Source organism: Sediminicoccus rosea (genome assembly GCF_033547095.1).
Taxonomy (GTDB): domain Bacteria; phylum Pseudomonadota; class Alphaproteobacteria; order Acetobacterales; family Acetobacteraceae; genus Roseococcus; species Roseococcus rosea.
This window is the reverse complement of sequence record NZ_CP137852.1, coordinates 244666-265792: the sequence shown is the minus strand read 5'-3', so window position 1 is coordinate 265792 and position 21127 is coordinate 244666. Positions and strand designations below refer to the sequence as shown.

General features: G+C 71.4%; 23 protein-coding genes. 14 read left to right on the top strand and 9 right to left on the bottom strand.

Translation table 11 applies throughout. The annotated features are described in order from the left end of the window. Positions 1–5 precede the first annotated feature (5 nt). Complete coding sequence (locus R9Z33_RS01205) at positions 6–2024, bottom strand: TRAP transporter permease (RefSeq protein WP_318649476.1); 2019 nt, start codon at positions 2022–2024, stop codon at positions 6–8. A 73-nt stretch (positions 2025–2097) separates the two neighbouring features. After that, entirely contained in the window at positions 2098–3087 is a 990-nt protein-coding gene (locus R9Z33_RS01200; protein WP_318649475.1) for a TAXI family TRAP transporter solute-binding subunit, read from the bottom strand. 131 nt (positions 3088–3218) lie between these two features. Here R9Z33_RS01200 and R9Z33_RS01195 point away from each other — a divergent pair, with 131 nt between their 5' ends. Together R9Z33_RS01195 and R9Z33_RS01190 are read left to right on the top strand one after the other, a co-directional pair. Continuing rightward, positions 3219–3917 (top strand): CBS domain-containing protein, encoded by a 699-nt coding sequence (locus tag R9Z33_RS01195; RefSeq protein WP_318649474.1) that lies wholly within the window; start codon positions 3219–3221, stop codon positions 3915–3917. Positions 3918–4048: 131 nt separating this feature from the next. Next, positions 4049–5038 carry a cyclase family protein gene (locus tag R9Z33_RS01190; protein WP_318649473.1) on the top strand — a complete coding sequence of 330 codons (990 nt, stop codon included), beginning with the start codon at positions 4049–4051 and terminating at the stop codon, positions 5036–5038. Positions 5039–5072: 34 nt separating this feature from the next. Here the strand turns inward: R9Z33_RS01190 and R9Z33_RS01185 are convergent, their stop codons facing one another. Further along, positions 5073–5240, bottom strand: a complete 168-nt coding sequence (locus R9Z33_RS01185; RefSeq protein ID WP_318649472.1) for a hypothetical protein — start codon at positions 5238–5240, stop codon at positions 5073–5075. A 263-nt stretch (positions 5241–5503) separates the two neighbouring features. Between R9Z33_RS01185 and R9Z33_RS01180 the strand changes: the two genes are divergently transcribed. Genes R9Z33_RS01180 through R9Z33_RS01165 form a run of 4 tightly spaced genes read left to right on the top strand, consistent with a single transcriptional unit; the run spans position 5504 to position 8356 of the window. Continuing rightward, the gene (locus R9Z33_RS01180; protein WP_318649471.1) at positions 5504–7420 is read left to right on the top strand and encodes a penicillin-binding protein 1C; all 1917 of its coding nucleotides are present in this window, start codon (positions 5504–5506) and stop codon (positions 7418–7420) included. Further along, on the top strand, positions 7417–7806 hold the full coding sequence (locus R9Z33_RS01175; protein WP_318649470.1) for a hypothetical protein: 390 nt from the start codon (positions 7417–7419) through the stop codon (positions 7804–7806). Before R9Z33_RS01180 ends, R9Z33_RS01175 begins: the two co-directional genes overlap by 4 nt. Then, complete coding sequence (locus tag R9Z33_RS01170; protein ID WP_318649469.1) at positions 7803–8066, top strand: hypothetical protein; 264 nt, start codon at positions 7803–7805, stop codon at positions 8064–8066. Before R9Z33_RS01175 ends, R9Z33_RS01170 begins: the two co-directional genes overlap by 4 nt. Positions 8067–8089: 23 nt before the next feature. Then, on the top strand, positions 8090–8356 hold the full coding sequence (locus tag R9Z33_RS01165) for a hypothetical protein (protein WP_318649468.1): 267 nt from the start codon (positions 8090–8092) through the stop codon (positions 8354–8356). Positions 8357–8406: 50 nt separating this feature from the next. Here R9Z33_RS01165 and R9Z33_RS01160 read toward each other — a convergent pair whose 3' ends face one another. Both R9Z33_RS01160 and R9Z33_RS01155 read right to left on the bottom strand, forming a co-directional pair. Next, positions 8407–8778 carry a hypothetical protein gene (locus tag R9Z33_RS01160; RefSeq protein ID WP_318649467.1) on the bottom strand — a complete coding sequence of 124 codons (372 nt, stop codon included), beginning with the start codon at positions 8776–8778 and terminating at the stop codon, positions 8407–8409. Beyond that, positions 8763–9368 (bottom strand): RluA family pseudouridine synthase, encoded by a 606-nt coding sequence (locus R9Z33_RS01155; RefSeq protein WP_318649466.1) that lies wholly within the window; start codon positions 9366–9368, stop codon positions 8763–8765. The genes R9Z33_RS01160 and R9Z33_RS01155 overlap by 16 nt, the downstream gene beginning before the upstream one ends. A gap of 81 nt (positions 9369–9449) precedes the next feature. Between R9Z33_RS01155 and R9Z33_RS01150 the strand changes: the two genes are divergently transcribed. After that, a complete protein-coding gene (locus R9Z33_RS01150; RefSeq protein ID WP_318649465.1) occupies positions 9450–10079 on the top strand; it encodes a glutathione S-transferase family protein in 630 nt (209 codons plus the stop codon). On the opposite strand, the gene R9Z33_RS01145 is transcribed toward R9Z33_RS01150, so the two are convergent. After that, entirely contained in the window at positions 10080–10439 is a 360-nt protein-coding gene (locus R9Z33_RS01145; RefSeq protein ID WP_318649464.1) for a nuclear transport factor 2 family protein, read from the bottom strand. A 146-nt stretch (positions 10440–10585) separates the two neighbouring features. Here R9Z33_RS01145 and R9Z33_RS01140 point away from each other — a divergent pair, with 146 nt between their 5' ends. Beyond that, a complete protein-coding gene (locus tag R9Z33_RS01140) occupies positions 10586–10918 on the top strand; it encodes a DUF1330 domain-containing protein (RefSeq protein ID WP_318649463.1) in 333 nt (110 codons plus the stop codon). Here R9Z33_RS01140 and R9Z33_RS01135 read toward each other — a convergent pair. The 3 genes from R9Z33_RS01135 to R9Z33_RS01125 form a co-directional block, all read right to left on the bottom strand. After that, a complete protein-coding gene (locus R9Z33_RS01135) occupies positions 10910–11689 on the bottom strand; it encodes a helix-turn-helix domain-containing protein (protein ID WP_318649462.1) in 780 nt (259 codons plus the stop codon). The genes R9Z33_RS01140 and R9Z33_RS01135 overlap by 9 nt on opposite strands. Before the next feature lie 61 nt (positions 11690–11750). Then, on the bottom strand, positions 11751–12626 hold the full coding sequence (locus R9Z33_RS01130) for a branched-chain amino acid aminotransferase (RefSeq protein ID WP_318649461.1): 876 nt from the start codon (positions 12624–12626) through the stop codon (positions 11751–11753). Positions 12627–12663: 37 nt separating this feature from the next. After that, positions 12664–13377, bottom strand: a complete 714-nt coding sequence (locus tag R9Z33_RS01125; RefSeq protein WP_318649460.1) for a GntR family transcriptional regulator — start codon at positions 13375–13377, stop codon at positions 12664–12666. Positions 13378–13456: 79 nt separating this feature from the next. On the opposite strand from R9Z33_RS01125, the gene R9Z33_RS01120 reads away from it, so the two are divergent. The 6 genes from R9Z33_RS01120 to R9Z33_RS01095 are packed head-to-tail and all read left to right on the top strand — an operon-like array spanning position 13457 to position 21098. Continuing rightward, on the top strand, positions 13457–13741 hold the full coding sequence (locus R9Z33_RS01120) for a UxaA family hydrolase (protein ID WP_318649459.1): 285 nt from the start codon (positions 13457–13459) through the stop codon (positions 13739–13741). Positions 13742–13754: 13 nt separating this feature from the next. After that, complete coding sequence (locus R9Z33_RS01115; protein WP_318649458.1) at positions 13755–14930, top strand: UxaA family hydrolase; 1176 nt, start codon at positions 13755–13757, stop codon at positions 14928–14930. Between the two features lie 43 nt (positions 14931–14973). Next, positions 14974–16185, top strand: coding sequence for an MFS transporter (locus tag R9Z33_RS01110; RefSeq protein ID WP_318649457.1), 1212 nt, complete (start codon positions 14974–14976; stop codon positions 16183–16185). Positions 16186–16190: 5 nt separating this feature from the next. Then, positions 16191–17135, top strand: a complete 945-nt coding sequence (locus R9Z33_RS01105; RefSeq protein ID WP_318649456.1) for a hypothetical protein — start codon at positions 16191–16193, stop codon at positions 17133–17135. A gap of 40 nt (positions 17136–17175) precedes the next feature. Next, positions 17176–18528, top strand: coding sequence for a diaminopimelate decarboxylase (gene lysA, locus R9Z33_RS01100; protein WP_318649455.1), 1353 nt, complete (start codon positions 17176–17178; stop codon positions 18526–18528). Further along, positions 18525–21098, top strand: coding sequence for a TIGR02302 family protein (locus tag R9Z33_RS01095; RefSeq protein ID WP_318649454.1), 2574 nt, complete (start codon positions 18525–18527; stop codon positions 21096–21098). Before lysA ends, R9Z33_RS01095 begins: the two co-directional genes overlap by 4 nt. The last annotated feature ends 29 nt before the right edge of the window (positions 21099–21127 follow it).

Here is a 21127-nt window from a genome sequence, read left to right as displayed (position 1 = left end):
GCGCCCTACCCAGCCGTCTGCAAGCGCCCCCGGCGCGCCCATTGCACGCCCAGCAGCACCATGCCGATCCCGAGGCCGACCCAATGCGGAGCCGGTATGGCATCGGCCACGATCACCTCAATGATGGCGGGGAACACCATGAGCAGGCCGCCGAGCGCCATCACCCAGCGCTCCACCGCGTTCATCACCGTGATGGCGTAGCCCTGGCAGGCGGCGGAGAGGGCGGCGAGGCCCAGCGTCGCGAAGAAGACCTGCTCCACCACATCCATCCAGTCCATGCCGGGCAGCATGTTCAGCAGCAGGCCGACGCCCTGCGGGTCGGTCACGAAGACGAAGGGCAGCACGAAGGCCGGCAGGGTGTATTTCCAGGCCATCAGCGTGGTGCGGTAGGGCCCGGCGCCGGTGATCGCCGCGGCGGCGAAGGGCGAGAGCGCGGTGGGCGGCGAGACCTCGCTCAGCACCGCGTAGTAGAAGACGAACATGTGCGCGGCGTAGTCGGGCACGCCGAGCTTCATGAGCGCGGGTGCGGCCACCACCGCGCAGATGATGTAGCTGGCGGTGACCGGCACCGCGAGGCCGACGACCCAGACGATCAGCGCCGTGTAGATCGCCGTGATGATGAGCGAACCACCCGCCGCCTGGATCGCGATGTCGGAGAATTTCAGCCCGAGGCCGGTCAGCGTGATGCAGCCCACGATGATGCCGGCGCAAGCGCAGGTGGCGGCGATGCCGATCGCCTGCTCGGAGCCTGCCGCCAGCGTGCGGATCAGCTTCATCGGCCAGAGCGCATGCTCGCGCGAGAGGAAGGAGAGCGCGATGGCAAGGCCCATGGCGTAGAGCACCGAGAGCGTCGCCGAATAGCCCATGCCCATGAAGACGATGATCGCGATGAGGCTGGTGAAGTGATACCAGCCGCGCTTGAACATCGCGCCCACCTTCTCCACCGGGATCGGCGCATCATCCTTGCCGCCGCCGGCCGCGCGGATGCGGCGCTGGTCCAGCTCCACCATGAAGAGCAGCGAGGCGTAGTAGAGCACCGTCGGGATCGCCGCCATCAGCAGCACGTCGAGGTAGGAGATCTTCAGGTATTCGGCGATCAGGAAGGCCGCCGCGCCCATGATGGGCGGCGAGATGATGGCGCCGAGGCCACCCGCCGCCAGCAGCCCGCCCGCATCATGTGGCGTGTATCCCACGCGCTTCATCATCGGCCAGGCCACCGTGCCGATGGTGACGGTGGTGGCGACGCCCGAGCCGGAAGGCCCGCCCAGCAGGAAGGCCGACAGCACCACGGTGCGCCCCGCGCTGGAGGGCTTGCCCCCCGTCGCCGCGAAGGAGAAATCCACGAAATACTTGCCCGCGCCCGTCGCACCCAGGATCGCGCCATAGATGGTGAACAGGATGATGAGCGTCGCACTCACATCCACCGCCGTGCCGAAGATGCCCTCCAGCGTGATGGAGATGTGCGGGATCAGGCGCTCGGCGTCGTAGCCGCGATGCGTCCAGGGCGCGGGCAGGTGGTTGCCGAAGAAGGCGTAGAGCAGGAAGGCGATGGCGACGACGGGCATGATCCAGCCCGTGCAGCGCCGGGTGACCTCGAGCACGAGCGCGATGAGCAGCCAGCCCACCACGATGTCCATCGGCTCGGGGAAGATGATCCGGTCCTGCAGGTCATCGCCGCCGGAGATGAGATACCAGGTGACGTAGAGGGCGGCCGCGATCAGCGCCCAGTCCCAGGGCAGGAAGCGGTCACGGAAGCGGCGCGCCACGGGGAACAGGAAGAAGCCCAGCACCATGGTGAAGCCCACATGCGCGAAGCGCAGCGTGGTGGTGGGGACGATGCTCCAGGCCGCATAGAGGTGGAACAGCGACATGGCGAGCGCCAGGCCCACCGCCACCACGCCCAGCGCGCCGGTGAAGCGGTTCATCACCCCCTCTTCGGACTCGATCAGCTTCTCCACGCGGGCGGCGGTGGCCGCGTCCATCGTGGCGGGGTTGATCTCGGGCGGGAGGGAGCTGTGGGACATGGCGGATACTCAGGTGGAAAGAGAAACGGCCGGGTGGTGCCACCCGGCCGCGATGCGGAACAGAATTCCGGGCTCAGCCCAGCGTGGCGCCGGCCGCGCGCCAGAAGGCCTCGGCCGCCGGGTGCCAGGGCACGCCCGCCGCCGCCGTCTTCTGCTGCGCGAGCGTGAAATCGCGCGCCGCGGAATGCACCCGCGCCCAGTCCTCGCGGTTCTGCCAGAGGATGGTCAGCATCTGCGTGACCAGCGCCGGCGCCGTGTCCTCGCGCACCGCCAGGATATTGGCGACGGAGAGCTGGTGGTTCGGCGTGTTCTGGCCGGGATAGGTGCCGGCCGCGATGGTCTCGGCGAAATAGACCGGGCCATGCTCACGCACGATCGGCTCCAGCGCATCGGCATGGTCGATCAGGACCAGCTGCGTGCCCGGCGTGGCCGCGAGGTCGGTGATGGCCGAGGTCGGCACGCCCGAGACGAAGAAATAGGCGTCGATCTTGCCGTCGCGGATGGCGTTGGTGCTCTCGGCCGGGGAGAGGCGCTCACGGCCGCGGAAGTCGCGGTTGATGTCGAGGCCGGCGGCGGCGATCAGGCGCAGCGCGAAGAGCTCGGTGGCCGAGGCGGGTGCACCGGTCGAGATGCGCTTGCCGCGCAGGTCGGCCATGGTGCGGATGTTGCGGTCGGCCGTCGTCACCACCTGCATGCGGTTGGTGTAGAGCACGGCGATGGCGCGCGTGGGCACCACCCGGCCCCGGAAGGGGCCGGCGCCGCGCACGCTGTCCACCGCCGCATCCACCTGGCCGAAGACGAGCTGCGCGCGCGAGGCGCCGAGCAGCTGGAAATTGGCGGTGGAGCCGGCCGTCACCTCGGCCGTGGCGGAGACGCCCGGGATGCCGCGCGTCAGGTAGTTCGCGAGCGCGCCGCCCAGCGGGTAATAGACGCCGCCGGTGGTGCCGGTGGCGATGGCGATCTGCTGCGCGGCCTGGGCCTGGGCCTGGTGGGGGGCCAGCTGCGGCGCGGCCAGAAGGCCAAGGCCGGCACCCAGGGCGGTGCGGCGGGAAAGCTGGATCATGAGATGGTCCTCCGGCGTTGTTTTCTGGACGCGCCAATAGGGGGAACCGCGCCCAAAGGCAAAGGGGTTGCGCTGCCTCAATGCAAAAGCCGGGTTCGCGCTGCCATCCTGCATCGCCAGGAGGACACCCCATGACCCAGTTGACCGCCCGAGACCTGATGACCCCCGACGTCGTCTCCGTGCCGCCCGAGACGCCCGTCCTCGCCGTGGCGCGGCTGCTCTCCGAGCGCGGCATCAGCGCCGTGCCCGTGCTGGGCCCGGCGGGCGAGGTGCTGGGCGTGGTGACGGAAGCCGATCTGATCCGCCGCCTGGCCGGCCAGGAGGATGCGAAGCCCGGCTGGTTCGCCAGCCTCTTCGTGGACCCGGCAGCCGAGGCCGAGCGCTTCGCCAAGACCCACGGCGTCCGCGCCCAGGACATCATGACCGAAACGGTCCTCACGGTGAGCGAGGGCGATACCGCCGCCCACATCGCCCATCTGATGGAGGAGCGGAACATCCGCCGCGTCTTCGTCGTCACCGATGGGCGCCTGCGCGGCATCGTCAGCCGCGCCGACCTGCTGCGCGCCCTGGTGGCGCCCATGCCGGAGGAGGGCGAGTTCAGCGACGGCCGCCTGCGCAGCGCCGTCATCGCCGCCATGCGCAAGCAGCCCTGGGCCGACAGCTTCTACACGCTGGTGGATGTGCAGGAGGGTGTGGTCACCTTCCACGGCTTCATGCGCGACGAGGGGGTGCGCCGCGGCCTGCGCGTGCTGGCCGAGGCGATTCCCGGCGTGAAGGGCGTGAAGGACGAGACGCAGCCCATGCCGAACTACCTCTTCGCCGGGGTCTGATCCCGCGGCCCGGATGAAACCCTGTTCATCTCGGGCGTTTCATCTAGGCCCCGGCCACCTTCGTGGTGTTACCATTTTGCGTGCGATTTCAATCGTATAGCGATGATATAACATCACGGAGGAAACGGCCCATGAAGGCCTTCTCACGCCGCGCGCTCTTCGCGTGCTTCGCCTGCGGTTCCGCCCATCTCGGCCTCCAGGCCACGCCGGCCGGCGCGCAAGGGGCCGGGCCAGGCTGGTCGCCCCCCGCCTCGGCGCAGCGCTGCCCCTCCCGCTGGGGGCCGAATGACCGGCGCGGCTCGATGAACCTGCTGACGCCCGATCGCATCCGCAACGCCGCCTCGATGATCCGCGAGGGGCGCAAGATCGAGATGGGCCATGTGCTGGCGCAGAACATGCCTTTCTTTGGCACGCGCCGCTTCGACGTGCACCAGAAGCAGGTCTTCATGAACCCGCAGGCCAATCGCCGCGGCTCCAACGAGGAGGTCGTGATCAGCGAGATCGGCCAGGTCGGCACGCAGTTCGACGGCTTCCCGCACCAGACCATCGGCAACGAGGTCTACAACTGCGTGGACCTGCCCTCCATCATGTCCCGCACCGGCTTCACCCAGATGGGCATCGAGACGGTCGGCACCATCATGACGCGCGGCGTGCTGATCGACGTGGCCGGCGCCAAGGGCGTGCAGACCCTGCCCGACACCTATGAGATCACCGTCGCCGATCTCGAACAGGCGCTGAACCGCCAGCGCGTGGAGCTGCGCGAGGGCGACGCGATGATCATCAACACCGGCTGGGGCCATCTCTGGGGCCGCGAGAATGCGCGCTATGTGGCCGGCTGTCCGGGCATCGGCGTGGCGGCGGCGGAATGGCTGATCGCGAAGAACCCCATGCTGCTCGGCGCCGACAACTGGCCGGTCGAGGTGGCGCCGTCCAAGACCATGCCCAACGCCTCCCTGCCCGTGCACCAGATCGCGCTGGTGGTGAATGGCGTGCACCTGCTGGAGAACATGAACCTCGCCGAGATCGTCGCCTCGGGGAAGAACGAGTTCTGCTTCATGATGCAGCCGCTGCGCGCCCAGGGCTTCTCGGGCAGCACCGTCTCGCCCGCGGCGTTGTTCTAGGTCCTGGCCTGGCGGGCGGCCTCGCCGCCCGCCATCACAACGGCCGGCAATTGGCCAGCCGCACAGTCGGCCCCGCGCCGGCCTGATGGTCGTAGACGAAGGCGACCGTGTGCTCGTTGACGTGGGCGTTCGTACCATGGCCGAAGGGATGGCCGATGACGAACCCATCGGCCCGGACCACCACCATCCGTAACACGGGCAAGAACGGCCTCACCGCCGGCACAGTGGATCTCCTGCGCCGAGGAGGGCTGCGGAGCGAGGCCCGGCACGAGCATCAGGGCCCGGATGGCGTGGCGCATGCATCGTTTCCCCTCGACCGCGGCAGTCTGGAGCGCTCCTGCGCCCTGCACAACCGGGCGAAACCCTCGTGCCATTCGGCGCGGCCTGATCGGCCGCGACAAGCGGCCCACGCCGGGGCATCATCGGCGCATGCCAAGGTTGGCCCTTCCGATCCTGCTTGTTCTGTTGCTGCCCGCCCTCGCCTGGGCGCTCGACCGCGCCTTCCCGCCGCCCATGGCCCGCTTCGAGAATGCCGCGCGCGAGGTGACGGCCCGCGATGGCCGCACCCTCTCCGTCTGGCCGGCGGCCGGCGGCGTCTGGCGGCTGCGCACCCGGCCGGACGATGTGCCGCCGCATCTCCTGGCCCTGCTCATCGCCGCCGAGGACCGGCGCTTCCACGCGCATCCCGGGGTGGACCCGCTGGCGCTGGCCCGCGCCGCCGCCCAATGGGTGCGGGCGGGGCGCGTCGTCTCTGGCGGCTCCACCATCTCCATGCAGGCGGCCCGCCTGCTGGAGCCGCGCCCGCGCAACCTCCGCAGCAAGGTCATCGAGATCGCGCGCGCGCTGCAGCTCGAATGGCGCCACGGCAAGGCCGGCGTGCTGGAGATCTGGCTCACCCTCGCTCCGCAGGGCGGCAATCTGGAGGGGATGCGCGCGGGCGCGCTGGCCTGGTTCGGCCGCCCCGCCCAAGCGCTGGATGCGAGCGAGGCCGCGCTCCTCGTCGCCCTGGCCCGCCGGCCCGAGGCGCTGCGCCCCGACCGCCACCCCGAGGCCGCCCGCCGCGCCCGCGACGCCGTGCTGCTGGCGCGCGCGCCCGACATCGCAAGCGCGGCCGAGATCAGCCTGGCCGGCGAGGTGCCCACCCGCCGCCTGCCCCTGCCGCGCCACGCGCCCCACTTCGCGCGTGACGGCGCCACCACTTCACCCGCGCGCGTCACCGCGACGACATCACCCGCGCGCGTCACCGCGACGACATCACCCGCGCGCGTCACCGCGACGACGCTGGACCTCGACCTGCAACGCGCCACCGAGGCCATCGCGCGCGAGGCGCTGGCCCGCCTGCCCGAGCGCGTCTCACTCGCCATCCTCGTCACCGATCTCCGCACGCGCGAAACCCGCGCGCTGGTGGGCGGCGACTGGATGAACCCCACCCGCGCCGGCGCGCTGGACCTGACGCGCGCCGTGCGCTCGCCCGGCTCCACCCTCAAGCCGCTGGTCTATGCGCTCGCCTTCGAGACGGGCGTGGTGACGCCCGAGACGCTGATGGAGGACCTGCCGCGCCGCTTCGGCGATTACGCGCCGGAGAATTTCGACCGCGCCTTCCAGGGCCGCCTGCGCATCGCCGATGCGCTGCGCCAAAGCCTGAACCAGCCCGCCGTCGCGCTGCTGAACGAGGTGGGGCCGCTGCGCCTGGCCAGCGTGATGAAGGCGGGCGGCGCCGTCCCGCGCCTGCCGCCGGGCGCCGAGCCCTCGCTGCCGCTGGCGCTCGGCGGCGTCGGCATCACGCTGCGCGAATTGGTGGGGCTCTATGCGCGGCTCGGCGATGGCGGTGCCGGACTGATCGAGCGGCGCGCCGCGAACCTGGCCAGCGCCATCCTGGTGCAGCCCATCCCGGGCGGCGGGCCCGCCGGCATCGCCTGGAAGACGGGCACGAGCTGGGGCGGGCGCGATGCCTGGGCCATCGGCATGGACCAGCGCCATGTGGTGGGCATCTGGGTCGGCCGGCCCGATGGCACACCCATGCCGAACGCCACAGGCGCGCGCCTCGCGCTGCCCTTGCTCGGCCAGGTCTTCGAGCGCCTGCCCCCCGCGCCGCGCCAGGGCTTCGCGCCGCGCCCGCTCAACGCCGGCCTCGCACCCAGCACCGACGCGCTGCGCCTCCTCTTCCCGCCACCGCGCGCGACCCTGCCCGAGGCTGGGCGCGTGGTGCTGCGCGCCGCCGGCGGCCAGCGCCCGCTGACCTTCCTGGTGGATGGCGCGCCGCTCTCGACCGACCCCGCGCGGCGCGAGGCGAGCTGGGTGCCGCCCGGCCCCGGCTTCTACCGGATCACCGTGCTGGACGCCGATGGCGCGGCGGCGCGGACGGAGCTGCGCGTGCGATGAGCGCGGAGTTGAAAGCCGCGCTGCTCTATGTCCTCGCCGCCTTCGGACTGGGGTTCCTCCTGGGCCCGCTGCGCGAATTCGTGCTGGTGCCGCGCATCGGCCGCGTCGCGGCGCTGCTGGTGGAATTGCCGCTGATGCTGGGCTTCTGCGCCTGGGTCGCGCCGCGCATCCTGCGCCGCTGCGCCGTGCCGCCCGGTATCGCGCGGCTGCGAATGGGCTTCGCCGCGCTCTCGTTCCTGCTGGCACTGGAATTCTTCACCGGCGTCACCCTTCGCGGCTGGAACCTGCGCGAATGGCTCGCGGATTTCGCGACGCCGCCAGGCCTGGTTACGCTGCTCGCCTATCTCGCCTTCGCCCTCATTCCCCGCTGGGTCCGCACGCCATGACACGCATCCTGCCCCTCCTTCTCGTCGCGCTCGCCACCGCCGGCTGCGTGACCACCAGCAGCAGCGCCGATGATCGCCGCTGGATCCAACAATGCATCCGCGACAATGCCGATGAGGGCCAGTCGCGCCGCGTCGTCACCGCCTATTGCACCTGCATGGTGAACCGGATGAGCAACAATGAGACGCGCTCCGTCACGCAATGGGAGCGGGCGAACCCCCGCGCCCGCCGCGAATGCGGGCGCGAGGCCGGCTGGACATGAGCCCCACCCTTCGGAGATCCGGCATGCGCCTTCCCCTCATCGCCACCCTGCTCACCGCCCTGCTCGCCTGGGGCTCGCCCGGCTTCGCGCAGCTGCAGGATGCGGCGGGCTGGATCCGCCAATGCCTGGACGCGACCGCGAACCGCGGCGCCTCGGCCGAGATGCGCGGGATGTACTGCACCTGCATGGTGGCCCAGGCCAATGACGCCGGCGCGGCCACGCTCGCCGCGCTGGAACAGGCGAATCCCGAAGCCGCGCGCCAATGCCGGGAGCTGTCCGGCTGGCGCTGAAGCCTGGACCGTGAACCGCAGCGCCGGATCACGGCCCGGCCCGTCTTTCTCTAACGGCAGCCCGCGCGCTCCGCATGCTCGCGCGCCAGCTGCATGCGGAAGCGCGCCTGGCTGAAGACCTGGGAAAGGCGGGCGATGCTCGCCTCCGAGGGCGCGCTCTGCGCCACGCGCAGCGCCTCGCCCGTGAGTTCCGCGAGGCGCGGGCAGCCGCAGGCGGCGAAGGTCGCCGTGGCGCTGGCCAGCGTGGTCACCACCGCCTCGCCGCGCGCGCGGCCCTCCATGATGCCGGGGACGGGCAGCGACGCCTCGCGCGCCGCCTCGCGCAGCGCGGCCAGCCCCTCGCCATAACCGCAATAGGGGCGGGGCAGGCCTTGCGCCATCAGCAGCGGCGCGGTGGCGAGCAGGATCAGGAGATTCCGCATCGCGCCAGCGCCTCCCGCATATGGGGCGGGACCGGCGCCTGCACCGCGGCGATGCCGGGCAGAACCAATGCGCGCGCCAGCAGATGCATGGCCCCCGCGCCGCCGCCATAGCGCGCATCGCCCAGGATCGGGCAGCCCAGATGCGCCATGTGCGCGCGCAGCTGGTGCGTGCGCCCGGTGCGCGGCATGAGTTCCACCGCCGTGAGCGCGCCCGCGCGCCCCAGCACCCGCCATTCCGTGCGCGCCGACTGGCCCGCCGCATCCACCATCATGCGCCAGCCCGCCGCCGCGCTGCTGACCTTGAGCAAGGGCGCCTCGCAGACGCCGCTGTCGCCCGGCGGCGCGGCGACGAGCACCGCCCAATAGGTCTTGCGCGCCGCGCCCTCGGCAAAGAGCCTGTTCAGCGCGGCGATGGCGGGCTTGGTGCGGCCCAGCGCCAGGCAGCCTGCCGTATCCGCATCCAGCCGGTGCGCCGGTTGCGGCAGGTGCCGCTTGCCCTGGCGCAGCGCCGGCAGCCAATCCTCCAGCGAGGCGCCGCCGCGCGGGCCGCGATGCACGGCAAGCCCGGCCGGCTTGTCGAGGATCAGCACCTCCGTATCCTGGTGCAGGATACGCGCTCGGATCTCCTCCGAGAGCGGCGCTGCCCCGAGGGGCGTTGATGGAGGTTCCGCATGGCGGCGTTTCGGCTTCACTGCTTCCCCGAGTCCGGTGGCTGCTACAAGGTCGCCCTCATGCTCGCGCTCTGCGGTGCGGAGTGGGAGGGCATCCCCGTGGATTACTACCACGGCGAGACCCGCACCCCCGAATGGCGCGCCCGCGTCAGCGTGATGGGCGAGGTGCCGGTGCTGGAGCATGCCGGGCGCAGCCGCACGCAATCGGGCGTGATCCTCACCTATCTCTCGCGCGAACTCGGCCGCTTCGCCGCGGCGGATGCGGAGGAGCAGCTGCGCTGGCTGTTCTTCGACAACCACAAATTCACCAGCTACCTCGCGACCTGGCGCTGGCTGCACAGCTTCACCGCCAACGCCGACCCGGCCGTGGTGGCCGCCTTCCGCGCACGGGCGGAAAACGCCTTCCGCGTGGTGGAGGCGCAGCTGGAGGGGCGGAACTTCCTGCTGGGCGATGCCCCCTGCATCGCCGACATCTCGATGCAGGGCTACCTGCATTTCCCGCAGGAGGAATGGCCGCTCGACATGGCGGCCTTCCCCAACATCAGCGGCTGGATCGCGCGCTTCCGCGCCATGCCGGGCTGGAAGGCGCCCTACGAGCTGATCCCCGGGGCGCGCTTCCCGAAGCCCTGATCAGCCCGGCGGCACGCGGTCGAGGAAGCCCACCACCTCCGCGATGCGGCCCTCCTCCAGCCGGACGACGTCGAAGCCGGCCAGCGGCGCCTCGCCCTCGGCGGGGCCGAAGCTCCAGGCGAAGCGGCAATGCGCGCCATGCCCGTCCGGCGTGCCGCGCAGGCGGAAGCGGAAGTCCGGGAAGCGCTCCTGCACGGCGGCGATCAGGCCCGCGACCTGCTCGGCGCCCGTGCCGCACATGAGCGGGTCCACATAGGTGGCGCCCGGCGTCCAGTGGTCGCGCAGCAGCGCGCCGCGGCGCGCGGCATCGGTCTCGTTCCACAGGGCCAGGTAGTTCTCGGCGATGGCGTTGGCGTTCACGGCGATGCTCCTTCCTGATGTGCCCGGTGCTTCGGGCCAGGCCATTCAGAGCACCCCGCGCCACGCCGCGCGATGACCTCGCAGGTCATCGCCGCCGCGCCACGAAGGCCGGCATCCTCGCCGCATCCAACCCGCGGAGGACCCCCATGCCGAGCTACGCCATCGCCCATCTCCACAGCGTCACGATGGGCCCGGACATCGCCGAATATCTGGAGCGCATCGACGCCACCCTCGCGCCCTTCCAGGGCCGCTTCCTCATCCATGGCGCGCGCGCCGAGGCGATGGAGGGGGAATGGACGGCCGATGTCATCGTGATCGAATTCCCCGACCGCGCGGCGGCGCGCGGCTGGTATGAGAGCCCGGCCTACCAGGCCATCCTGCCGCTGCGGCTGAACAACGCGACGGGCGTCGCCTTCCTGGTGGATGGCGTGGCGCCGGGCCACAGCGCCGCCGGTTTGCTGGCCGCGCTCTCAGCCTGAACGCATGGCGCGCGCCGTCGCGTCATCCGCCGGCAAGAAGGCCTCGATGGCGAGTTCCTCCAGCGTGATGTCGCGCGGCGCGCCGAAGACCATGGAGGTGCTGATGAAGTTCAGCACGCCGCCGGGGGTGGCGAGCCGCAGCGGCACGGCGAGTTCGCCCAGCGCACCGTCACCCTGCGCTTCGGCCGGGTGCGGATACCCGGCTAGCTCCTGCCGCAGGCCGAGCAGCGCGGGGTCGCCGCTCTCGGCGATCTGCCGGTCCAGCCGCGCCATCAGATGCGCGCGCCACTCGGCGAGGTTCACGATGCGCGGCGCCAGCCCCTCCGGGTGCAGGCTGAGGCGCAGCACGTTCGCCGGCGGGCTGAGCAGCGCGGGGGACACGCCCTCGAGCAGCGGCGCCACGCCCGCATTGGCGGCGACCAGGTTCCAGTGCCGGTCGATGGCGACGGCGGGGCAGGGCGCATGCGCGGCCAGGATGCGCTCCAGCGCCGCGCGGATCGGCGCGAAATCCGCCGCCTGCATCGCCGTCTCGCGGAAGATGGGCGCGTAACCGGCCGCGAGCAGCAACAGGTTGCGCTCGCGCAGCGGCACCTCGAGCTCCCCGGCCAGCAGCAGCAGCGTCTCGCGGCTCGGCTGCGCGCGTCCGGTCTCGACATAGCTCAGATGGCGCGTGGAGATGCCCGCATCGAGCGAGAGCGCCAATTGGCTGAGGCGCCGCCGCTCGCGCCAGGCGCGCAGCAGCTCCCCCACGGGCTTCAGGCGAGTGTCCATGCCCCCGCGTAGCGCGGGCCAAAGCGCGGCGCCATGACCTTCGAGGTCATGGCAAAGCGTTTCACTCGGCCGCGGCGGGCTCGCTCACGATGCGCGGCTGGGCGCGCATCCACGCGAAGTAGAGCTCCCGCGCCTTGGCGGCGAAGGGGCCGATCTGCAGGTCGCAGCCGTTGTAGCGCGTCACCGGCTGCACCTTGGCGTAGTTGCCGGTCGAGAAGATCTCATCCGCCGTCTCCAGCTCCTCCGGGCGCACCGCGCGTTCCTCGACGGGCACGCCGGCCTCGCGGAACAGCGTCAGCACGCGCTGGCGCGTGATGCCGTTCAGGAAGGTGTGGTTCACCGCCGGCGTCACCACCACGCCATCCTTGGCGAACCAGAGGTTGGAGCTGGCGAATTCGGCGATGTTGCCGGCCACGTCGCTCATCACCGCCATGTCATGCCCATGCTCCACCGCCCAGGCGGTGGCGCGCGCGCCGTTCGGATAGAGGCAGGCGGCCTTGGCGTCGGTCGGCGCCATGTCGGTCGCGGGCTTGCGGAAAGGCGTCAGCATCGCCGAGAAGCCGGCCCAGGCGGGCAACGGCGTGTCATAGAGCGAGAGGATGAAATCCGTGCTGTTCGGATCCGGCCGCGCCGCGCCCAGGCCCTGGCGGATGAAGAACATCGGGCGGATGTAGAGCGTGGCCTCCGGCCCCATGCGGCGGATGCCCTCCTGGCAGAGCGCCTCGATCTCGGCGCCCGTCATGGTGGGCTTCATGCCCATCACCTGGGCCGAACGCACCGCGCGGGCACAATGACGGTCGAGGTCGGGCGCCCAGCCGGTGATGGAGCGCGCACCGTCGAAGATGACCGAGCCCAGCCAGAAGCAATGGTCCATGGGCCCGATGATCTTGGGCTCCTCGGTCGTCCATTCGCCCTTGTACCAGTACACGCCGGCCATATTCCGCACTCCATGCTGAGGCGGGTGTTTTGCCACGTCAGGCCCGGCTGTTGAAGTAGGCGAGGTCCCGCGTATCGGCCCAGGCCAGGCGCAATTCCACTGGCTTTCCATCCACCGCATGGGCGACGCGCTGGATGAACAGGGCGGGCTCCCCCACGCGCAGCCCAAGGCGCGATGCGACGCGGGCGGGCGGGATCGCGGCGCGCAGCTGCTCGTCGATGCGGGTCACGCTGATGCCGAATTCGCGCTGGTAGAGGTCATAGACGGTGCCGGGCCGGCCGGCGAAGCGCGCGCCATCCAGCCCCGGGAAGAGCGTCGCCGGCAGCCAGAGCTTCTCGAGCATCGCGGGGCGGCCGCCCAGATGCTGCAGGTGCCGCGCGCGCAGCAGCGGCGCATCCAGCTCCAGCCCGAGGGCGGCGGCCTGGGTGCGGTCGGCCCGGCGTTCGGCGAAGTCGAGGAATTCGGTGCGCGGCAGCTCGGCCGCGCCGTCGGGGCGGCGGAGATGGAAGAAGCGGAAGAGCCGCTCGGGGGTATGTTGCGCCACGAAGGTGCCGCGGCCCTGCTGGCGGCTCAGCACCCCCTCCGCCACCAGGCCATCGGTCGCGCGGCGGATCGTTCCGATGGCGCAGGAAAACCGCTCGGCCAGCGCGCGCTCGGCGGGGAGTGGCGTGCCGGGCGGGAATTCGCCGGCGGCGATCTGCGCCACGATGGCGGCGCGCACCTGGCGCCATACGGGGGTTTCGATATTCATGCAGCTCATCTAGGTCATATAGTTGACTGCATTTCAAGGGCGGCCTAGCGTCGTCCCCGTTGAACAGGAGGGAACCCCGATGACGATTCATTTCGTCGTGCATGACGAAGGTGATTCCGTGGGAGTCGTGGTGGTTGAGGGCCTGAGCGCCAGCAACCGCATCAACGGCTGGATCATGGACCAGGACAAGATGATCGAGTTCGACGCGAAGTCGGACATCCCGATCGGCCATAAGCTCGCGATCAAGCCCATCAAGAAGGGCGACACGATCATCAAGTACGGCATCGACATCGGCAAGGCCATCGCCGACATCGCGCCGGGCGAGCACCTGCACGTCCACAACGTCAAGACGAAGCGCTGGTAAGGGGGAACGCCACATGGCAATCAATCTGAAGGGCTCCTCCTTCGAGGGCTGGCGCCGCGAGAACGGCCGCATGGGCGTGCGCAACCACGTCATCATCCTGCCGGTGGATGACCTCTCCAACGCCGCCGCCGAGGCCGTCGCCAACAACATCAAGGGTGCGATGGCGATCCCGCACGCCTATGGCCGCCTGCAATTCGGCGCCGACCTCGAGCTGCATTTCCGCACGCTGATCGGCACCGGCTGCAACCCGAACGTCGCCGCCGTCATCGTCATCGGCATCGAGCCCGGCTGGACCGGCAAGATCGTCGAGGGCATCGCCGCCAGCGGCAAGCCGGTGGAAGGCTTCGCCATCGAGCAGAATGGCGACCTCAACACCATCATGAACGCCTCGCGCGCCGCCTATCGCATGGTGAAGCACGCCTCCAAGCTCAGGAAGGTGAAGGCGCCGCTGCAGGAGCTCTGGGTCTCGACCAAGTGCGGCGAGAGCGACACGACCTCCGGCCTCGCCTCCTGCCCCACCGTCGGCAATGCCTTCGACAAGCTCTGGGAAGCCGGCCACACGCTGGTCTTCGGTGAGACGACCGAGCTGACGGGTGGCGAGCACCTGGTGGCCGCGCGCTGCAAGACGCCCGAGATCCGCCAGCAGTTCATGGCGATGTTCGACCGCTACCAGGCCGTCATCGAGGCGAACAAGACGAGCGACCTCTCGGACAGCCAGCCCACCAAGGGCAACATCGAGGGTGGCCTGACCACCATCGAGGAAAAGGCCCTCGGCAACATCCAGAAGATCGGCAAGAAGTGCCTGGTCGATGGCGTGCTGGACAAGGCCGAGGTGCCGACCGGCCCCGGGCTCTGGTTCATGGACAGCTCCTCGGCCGCGGCCGAGATGGTCACGCTCTGCGCGGCCTCGGGCTATGCCGTGCACTTCTTCCCGACCGGCCAGGGCAATGTCATCGGCAACCCGATCCTGCCGGTGATCAAGCTGACCGCCAATCCGCGCACGCAGCGCACCATGAGCGAACACATCGATGTGGACGTGACCGGCCTGCTGCAAAAGCGGATGAACATGGACGATGCGGGCGAGGCGCTGCTCGACTGCATGATCCGCACCGCCGATGGCGAGCTCACGGCGGCCGAACTGCTCGGCCATCGCGAATTCTCGCTGACGCGGCTTTACGAAAGCGCCTGATCCGGCACCATTCCCCCATCCTCCAGCCCGGAGGATGGGGGCCATGGTGAGAACGGAACCACGCTATTTCGGCTGGCGCGTCGTCTGGGCCGCCTTCACCATCGCCATCTTCGCCTGGGGCATCGGCTTCTATGGCCCCGGCATCTTCCTCGAGGCGCTGCACGACCGGCATGGCTGGTCCGTCTCCCTCGTCTCCGCCGCCATCACCACGCATTTCCTGCTGGGCGCACTGCTCGTCGCGCGCTTCCCCGCCGTCGAGGCACGGCTCGGCATCACCCGCGTGGTGCTGCTGGGGGCGGCGCTGACCACGGCCGGCCTGCTCGGCTGGTCCTCCGCCACGCAGCCCTGGCATATCTTCGCCGCCGCGATCTTCAGCGGCGCGGGCTGGGCGCTGACCAGCGGCGCTTCCATCAATGCCATGATCACCCCCTGGTTCGATGGCAGGCGCCCGGCCGCGCTGGCGCTCGCCTTCAATGGCGCCAGCATGGGCGGCGTGGTCTTCGCACCGCTCTGGGCGCTGCTCATCACGCAATGGGGCTTTCCGGCCGCCGGTGCGGCGGTCGCCGCCGCCACCTTTGCCGTCATGGCCGCCCTCGCCCTGCTGGTGCTGCGCCACACGCCGCAAAGCCGCGGCATCGCGCCCGACCTGCCCGCGCCGCGCGCCGCCGGGGCCATGGAGGCGGCCCGCCTGCCGCCTGGCCGGGCGATCTGGCGCGAGCCCCGCTTCCTGCGGCTCTGCGCCGGGTTCAGCCTGGGCGCCGCCGCGCTGGTGGGCCTGCTGGCGCACCTGTTTTCGCTGATCTCACCCACGCTCGGCGCCTTCGGCGCCGGGCTCGCGCTCAGCCTCATCACCCTCTGCGCCGTAGCGGGCCGCACGCTGCTGGGCTGGGCGCTGCCCGTGGGCGCGGATCGCCGCCGCGCCGGCGCCTGGAACTTCGCCGTGCAGACGCTGGGCACGCTCGTCCTGCTCGCAGCGCTCGATGTGTCGGCGCCCTGGCTGCTGGCCGGATGCATGGTGGTGGGCCTCACCGTGGGCAACATGCTCTCGCTGCCACCGATGATCGCGCAGGTGGAATTCCCGCGCGCCGATGTCGGCCGCGTCGTCGCCCTTGTCACGGCCGTGAACCAGGCGACCTATGCGCTCACACCCGGGGCCTTCGGCCTGCTGCGGGACTTCACCGGCTCCGGTGCGGCGGTGCTGGCGGCGGCGGCGGTGCTCCAGGCGATCTCGGCGGTCATCCTGTTCCGGCGGTGACGCGGATGTGGCGTTTCTCCTTCTTCCGCTCCCTCGGCCTCATGGCCCGGACCTGGCCTTTCCTGCTGCTGCAGGTGCTTCTCCATGCTGGCATCGTGGCGCTGCATCTGGCGCTGATCACGGCCGGCGCGGGGCTGGGGCAGATCCTGGGCCTCGTCTTCGACCCCCAGTTCCTCGACGTGGCGATGATGCTGGGCGGGGCGGCCGGCGCGGGCCTGGCCGCCCTGCTCATCCACCAACGGCGGGCGCGCATTCTCCATGAACTCACGGCCGCACACCTGGCCGCCATGGTCACGCTGCTGGAAGGCGGCACCCTGCCCGCCGGCCGGGCGCAGATCGGCGCGGCGCGGGCGCTGGTGGCCGCTCGCTTCCCCGACCCCGCCGCGCTGCTCCGGCTGGAGGGGCTGCTGCGCCGCGCGATGGACGCGGCGCTCGAGCTGCTGCACGGCCTGACGCGCCGCCTGATCCAGACGACCCTGGTCTCGCAGCTGCTCGTCCTGCTGCGCGCCACCCTGCGCTTCCTCGCCGGGCCGGCCAGCCTCGTGATCATCGCCCAGGCGCTCCGTCCTTCCACCGGCGAGCCCTGGGCGGCGGCGCGGCAGGGGCTGATCCTCTACGCGCAAAACATCGGCGCGATGATGCGCAACCGCCTGGTCCTGCTGCCGCCCACGGTGCTGCTCGTCGTCGGGAGCTTCGCGCTGCTGCTGGCGCCTTCCGTCGCGATTGCGCGCGCCATGCCGGGCGACTGGTCGGGTGGCGGGCTGTTCCTCGCGATGTTCCTTGCCTGGGCGGTCAAGCGGGCGCTGATGGATCCCTTCAACCGGGCCTGCCTGCTGCAGGTCTTCCTCCGCCACCCGGCCGGACCGGCCCCGGATGCACTCTGGCTGGCGCATATGGAGCGGGATTCCCCCGCCTTCCGGGAGCTCTCGGCACCCCGCGAGAAGGGTTAGGACCCTTGGCGGGCGCCCCCTCCGCCCCTTATCTACCGTGATGGCCGCTCCCGCTCCTGTCTTCGACAGCCCCGACCCCTCCTTCGCCGACCTCCTGGCCGCGCGCCCCGCGCTGGCGATGGACCCCATCGCCGGGCTGATGGTGGAGGAGGTCTCGCTCGCCCGCATCGCCGATGTCGTCGGCACGCCGACCTGGGTCTATTCCGCCACCACGCTGCGCCGCCGCGCCCGGAGCCTGCGCGATGCGCTGGCCGAGGCGGGGCTCGACGCCTCCATCCACTTCGCCACCAAGTCCAACCCCGCGCTGGCCGTGGTGAACCTGCTGCACCAGGAGGGCCTGGGCGCCGATGTGGTGAGCGAGGGCGAGCTGCGCGCCGCCCGCGCTGCCGGCGTTCCCGCCTCGGGCATCGTCTTCTCCGGCGTCGGCAAGACCGAGCGCGAGATGCGCCTGGCGCTCGCGGAGGACATCCTCCAGCTCAACATCGAATCCGCGGAAGAAGCGGAGATGCTGAGCGCCGTCGCCGCTTCGATGGGCAAGCGGGCCCGCTGCGCGCTGCGCGTGAACCCCGATGTGGACGCCAAGACCCACGCCAAGATCACGACCGGCCTGACCGAGAACAAGTTCGGCGTGCCCATCGCCATGGCGCCCGCCCTCTATGCGAAGATGTGCGCGCTGCCCGGCCTCGATCCGGTCGGCCTCACCGTGCATATCGGCAGCCAGATCGCGCAGGGCGTGGCCTCCTACCGCGCCGCCTACCAGCGCCTGGGCCAGCTGGTGCGGGAGCTGCGCGCGGCGGGCCACCCGGTGCTGCGGGTGGATTGTGGCGGTGGTCTCGGCATCCCCTATCGCGACGAGACGCCGGGCACCCCCGCGGCCCTGGCCGGCGCCATCAAGGCCGGCCTCGGCGATCTCGGCGTGAAGATCATGCTGGAGCCGGGGCGCTGGATCTGCGGGCCAGCCGGTGTGCTGCTCGCGCGTGTCATTGTTGAGAAGCAGGCCACGACGCGCCGCTTCGTCATCGTGGACGCCGCGATGAATGATCTGCTGCGCCCGGCCATGTATGAGGCGTGGCACGGCATCCTGCCGGTGTCCGCCGCCGCCTTCCACGCGCCGCTTTCGCCGGCAGATGTGGTCGGCCCTGTCTGCGAAAGCAGCGACACCTTCACCAAGGGGCGCGACCTGCCCGCGCTGCCCCCCAATTCGCTGGTGACTTTTCTTGATGCCGGCGCCTACGGTGCCTCGATGAGCAGCACCTACAATGCCCGCCCGCTGGCGGCCGAGGTGATGGTGGAAGGAAACCGCTTCACGGTGATCCGTGACCGGCAATCCCACGCGGCCCTGATCGAAGGCCAGCGCCTGCCGCCGGCCGACCACGCCGGCTGGGCCACGTGACGGCGGGGCGCCTCGCCCGCAAGCGCGCCCTCGCCCGGGCCGCGCTGTGGTGGGAGGCCCTCTGGCCGGCGCTCTGGCCGGCCCTTGGCACGCTCGGCCTCTTCGGCATCTTCGCCCTGGCCGGCCTGCCCGCGCTGCTGCCCGGCTGGGCCCATGTCCTGATCCTTGCGGGCTTCGCGGCCGCGCTGGTCCTCGCCCTGCGGCACGGCTTCAAGGGATTCCGCGGCCCTGATGCGGCCGCGGTGGACCGCCGGCTGGAGCGTGAGACCGGGCTGAAGCACCGCCCCCTCGCCGCCCTGCAGGACCAGCCCGCCACACAGGATCCGGACGGTCTGGCGCTGTGGCAGGCGCATCAATCCCGCATGCGGCGGATGATCGGCAAGCTGCGCGTCGGCACGCCGCGCCCCGGCCTCGCCGCACGGGACCCGCGCGCGCTGCGGGCCGGCGTGCTGGTCGCCTTCTGCGCCGCGCTCTTCGCCGCCGGGGGCGATGCGCCCGCCCTGCTCGCCCGCGGCCTGACACCCCATTTCGGCAGCCCGCCACCCGCGGCGGCGCTCCGCATCGAGGCCTGGGTGACGCCGCCCGCCTATACCGGCGCTCCGCCCATCTTCCTGCCCGCCCAGGGCGGCAGCGCCACCATCCCGGCCGGCAGCCGCCTCCAGGTCGCGCTTTCCGGCGGCCCGGGCACCGCCCTGCCCGAGATCATCGGCCTGCCCGGCCTGGCCTTCGAGGCGCCGATCACCAGCCAGGGCGGCGGCGGCAGCCACACCGCCCAGGCCGTGATGCAGGCCGGCGCGCGCATCACCATCCGGCGCGAGGGGACGGAGATCGTCACCTGGAACCTCGCCGTCCAGGCCGATGCGCCGCCCATCGCCGCCTTCACCGAGGTGCCCGTCCGCTCGCCGCGCGGGCTGGCGCTCCGGCTGCCCTGGCGCACCGAGGATGACTGGGGCGTCGCCACGCTGCGGGCCGAGTTCCACCTGGCCGCCCGCCCCGACGCCGCACCCATCACGCTGGAGATGACGCTGCCCTCCGCCGCGCCGAAGCAGGCGCGCGGCCTGGCGCAGCCCGACCTCTCGGCGCATCCCTGGGCAGGGCTGCCGGTCACGCTGCGCCTCATCGCCCGCGACGGCGCCGAGCAGGAGGGCCGCTCGGAGGAGGTGACGCTCATCCTGCCCGAGCGCAGCTTCAACCACCCCGTGGCGCGCGCCATCATCGAGATCCGCAAGGGCCTCTCGCTCAACCCCGGTGGGCGGATGGAGGCGATGCGCGAGATGGACCGCATCACCCAGGCGCCCGAGGCCTTCGAGCATGATGCCGGCACCCTGCTGGCGCTCCGCACCGCGCGCGGCCAGCTTCAGCGCGACCGGCGGGCCGAGGCGGTGGGCGAAGTGCAGGAACTGCTCTGGGAAGCCGCCCTGGCGCTGGAGGAAGGCCGCGACAGCCGCACCGCCCGCGCCCTCGCCGAGGCCCAGCGCCAGCTGCGCGAGGCGATGAACGAGGCCGAGCGCACGCCGCCCGCCGAGAACGAGCAGCAGCGCAGCGAGGTGGAGCGCCGCATCGAACAGTTGCGCGAGGCGATCCGCCGTCACCTCGAAGCCATGGCCGAGCGCCTGCAGCGCGAGAATGCCGAGGCTCTGCCCTATGACCCGCAGCAGCGCATGCTCGACCAGCGCGACATGGACCGCCGCACCCGCCGCATGGAGGAAGCGACCCGCCAGAACCGCATGGAGGACGCCCAGCGCGAACTCGCCGAACTGGAGGAAATGCTCCGCGCGCTGCAGGAAGGCCGCGTTGCCCGTTCCGAATCCCCTGAGCGCCAGCGCCAGCGCGAGCGCGGCCAGCAGCAGATGGGCGCCGTGCAGGACATGGTGCGCCGCCAGGGCGAGATGGTGGACCAGGGCTCACGCCGTGCCGAGCAGCAGGAACAACGCGCCGCCCAGCAGCGCCGCCTGGCCCAGCCCTGGAACCAGCGCCCCGGCCAGCCCGGCCAGACCACGCCGGAGCAACAGCAGCAGGCCGAGCAGGAGCTCCAGCGCCAGCTCCAGGCCGAGGCCCGCCGCCAGCGGGCGCTCCGCCGCGCCCTGGGTGAGCTCATGCAGCAGCAGGGCGACCTGACCGGCGAGATCCCCGAGGCCCTCGGCCAGGCCGACCAGGCAATGCGCGAGGCGATGGAAGCCCTCCAGCAAGGCCGCGACGCCCGCCCCGCCCAGCAGGAGGCCATGCGCCGCCTGCAGGAGGGCGGCCGCCAGATGGCCCAGCAGATGCAGCGCCAGTTCGGCCAGGGCCAGGGCGAAGGCGAGGGCGAAGAGGAGGGCATGGGCGAGATGGAAATGGGCGGCGAGGGCCAGGATGGCGAGCAGCAGCTCGGCGAGGGCCGCGACCCGCTTGGCCGCCGCGCCCGCGAGAACACCGGCAATGCCGACAATGGCAGCGACACCCGCGTGCCGGACGAAGCCGAGCAGCTCCGCACCCGGCGGCTGCAGGATGAGCTGCGCCGGCGTGGGGCGGAGCGCGAAAGGCCGGCCGAGGAACTTGATTACATTGATCGGCTGCTCAGGCGGTTCTGAATTCTTCCGCCCTCAGGCGCCGGGCGCGG

Bases quoted from the DNA above. Each gene is read 5' to 3' on its own strand.
- R9Z33_RS01205 (WP_318649476.1), bottom strand. From the start codon at position 2,024: ATGTCCCACAGCTCCCTCCCGCCCGAGATCAACCCCGCCACGATGGAC.
- R9Z33_RS01200 (WP_318649475.1), bottom strand. From the start codon at position 3,087: ATGATCCAGCTTTCCCGCCGCACCGCCCTGGGTGCCGGCCTTGGCCTT.
- R9Z33_RS01195 (WP_318649474.1), top strand. From the start codon at position 3,219: ATGACCCAGTTGACCGCCCGAGACCTGATGACCCCCGACGTCGTCTCC.
- R9Z33_RS01190 (WP_318649473.1), top strand. From the start codon at position 4,049: ATGAAGGCCTTCTCACGCCGCGCGCTCTTCGCGTGCTTCGCCTGCGGT.
- R9Z33_RS01175 (WP_318649470.1), top strand. From the start codon at position 7,417: ATGAGCGCGGAGTTGAAAGCCGCGCTGCTCTATGTCCTCGCCGCCTTC.
- R9Z33_RS01170 (WP_318649469.1), top strand. From the start codon at position 7,803: ATGACACGCATCCTGCCCCTCCTTCTCGTCGCGCTCGCCACCGCCGGC.
- R9Z33_RS01165 (WP_318649468.1), top strand. From the start codon at position 8,090: ATGCGCCTTCCCCTCATCGCCACCCTGCTCACCGCCCTGCTCGCCTGG.
- R9Z33_RS01160 (WP_318649467.1), bottom strand. From the start codon at position 8,778: ATGCGGAATCTCCTGATCCTGCTCGCCACCGCGCCGCTGCTGATGGCG.
- R9Z33_RS01150 (WP_318649465.1), top strand. From the start codon at position 9,450: ATGGCGGCGTTTCGGCTTCACTGCTTCCCCGAGTCCGGTGGCTGCTAC.
- R9Z33_RS01140 (WP_318649463.1), top strand. From the start codon at position 10,586: ATGCCGAGCTACGCCATCGCCCATCTCCACAGCGTCACGATGGGCCCG.
- R9Z33_RS01135 (WP_318649462.1), bottom strand. From the start codon at position 11,689: ATGGACACTCGCCTGAAGCCCGTGGGGGAGCTGCTGCGCGCCTGGCGC.
- R9Z33_RS01130 (WP_318649461.1), bottom strand. From the start codon at position 12,626: ATGGCCGGCGTGTACTGGTACAAGGGCGAATGGACGACCGAGGAGCCC.
- R9Z33_RS01125 (WP_318649460.1), bottom strand. From the start codon at position 13,377: ATGAATATCGAAACCCCCGTATGGCGCCAGGTGCGCGCCGCCATCGTG.
- R9Z33_RS01120 (WP_318649459.1), top strand. From the start codon at position 13,457: ATGACGATTCATTTCGTCGTGCATGACGAAGGTGATTCCGTGGGAGTC.
- R9Z33_RS01115 (WP_318649458.1), top strand. From the start codon at position 13,755: ATGGCAATCAATCTGAAGGGCTCCTCCTTCGAGGGCTGGCGCCGCGAG.
- R9Z33_RS01110 (WP_318649457.1), top strand. From the start codon at position 14,974: ATGGTGAGAACGGAACCACGCTATTTCGGCTGGCGCGTCGTCTGGGCC.
- R9Z33_RS01105 (WP_318649456.1), top strand. From the start codon at position 16,191: ATGTGGCGTTTCTCCTTCTTCCGCTCCCTCGGCCTCATGGCCCGGACC.
- lysA (WP_318649455.1), top strand. From the start codon at position 17,176: ATGGCCGCTCCCGCTCCTGTCTTCGACAGCCCCGACCCCTCCTTCGCC.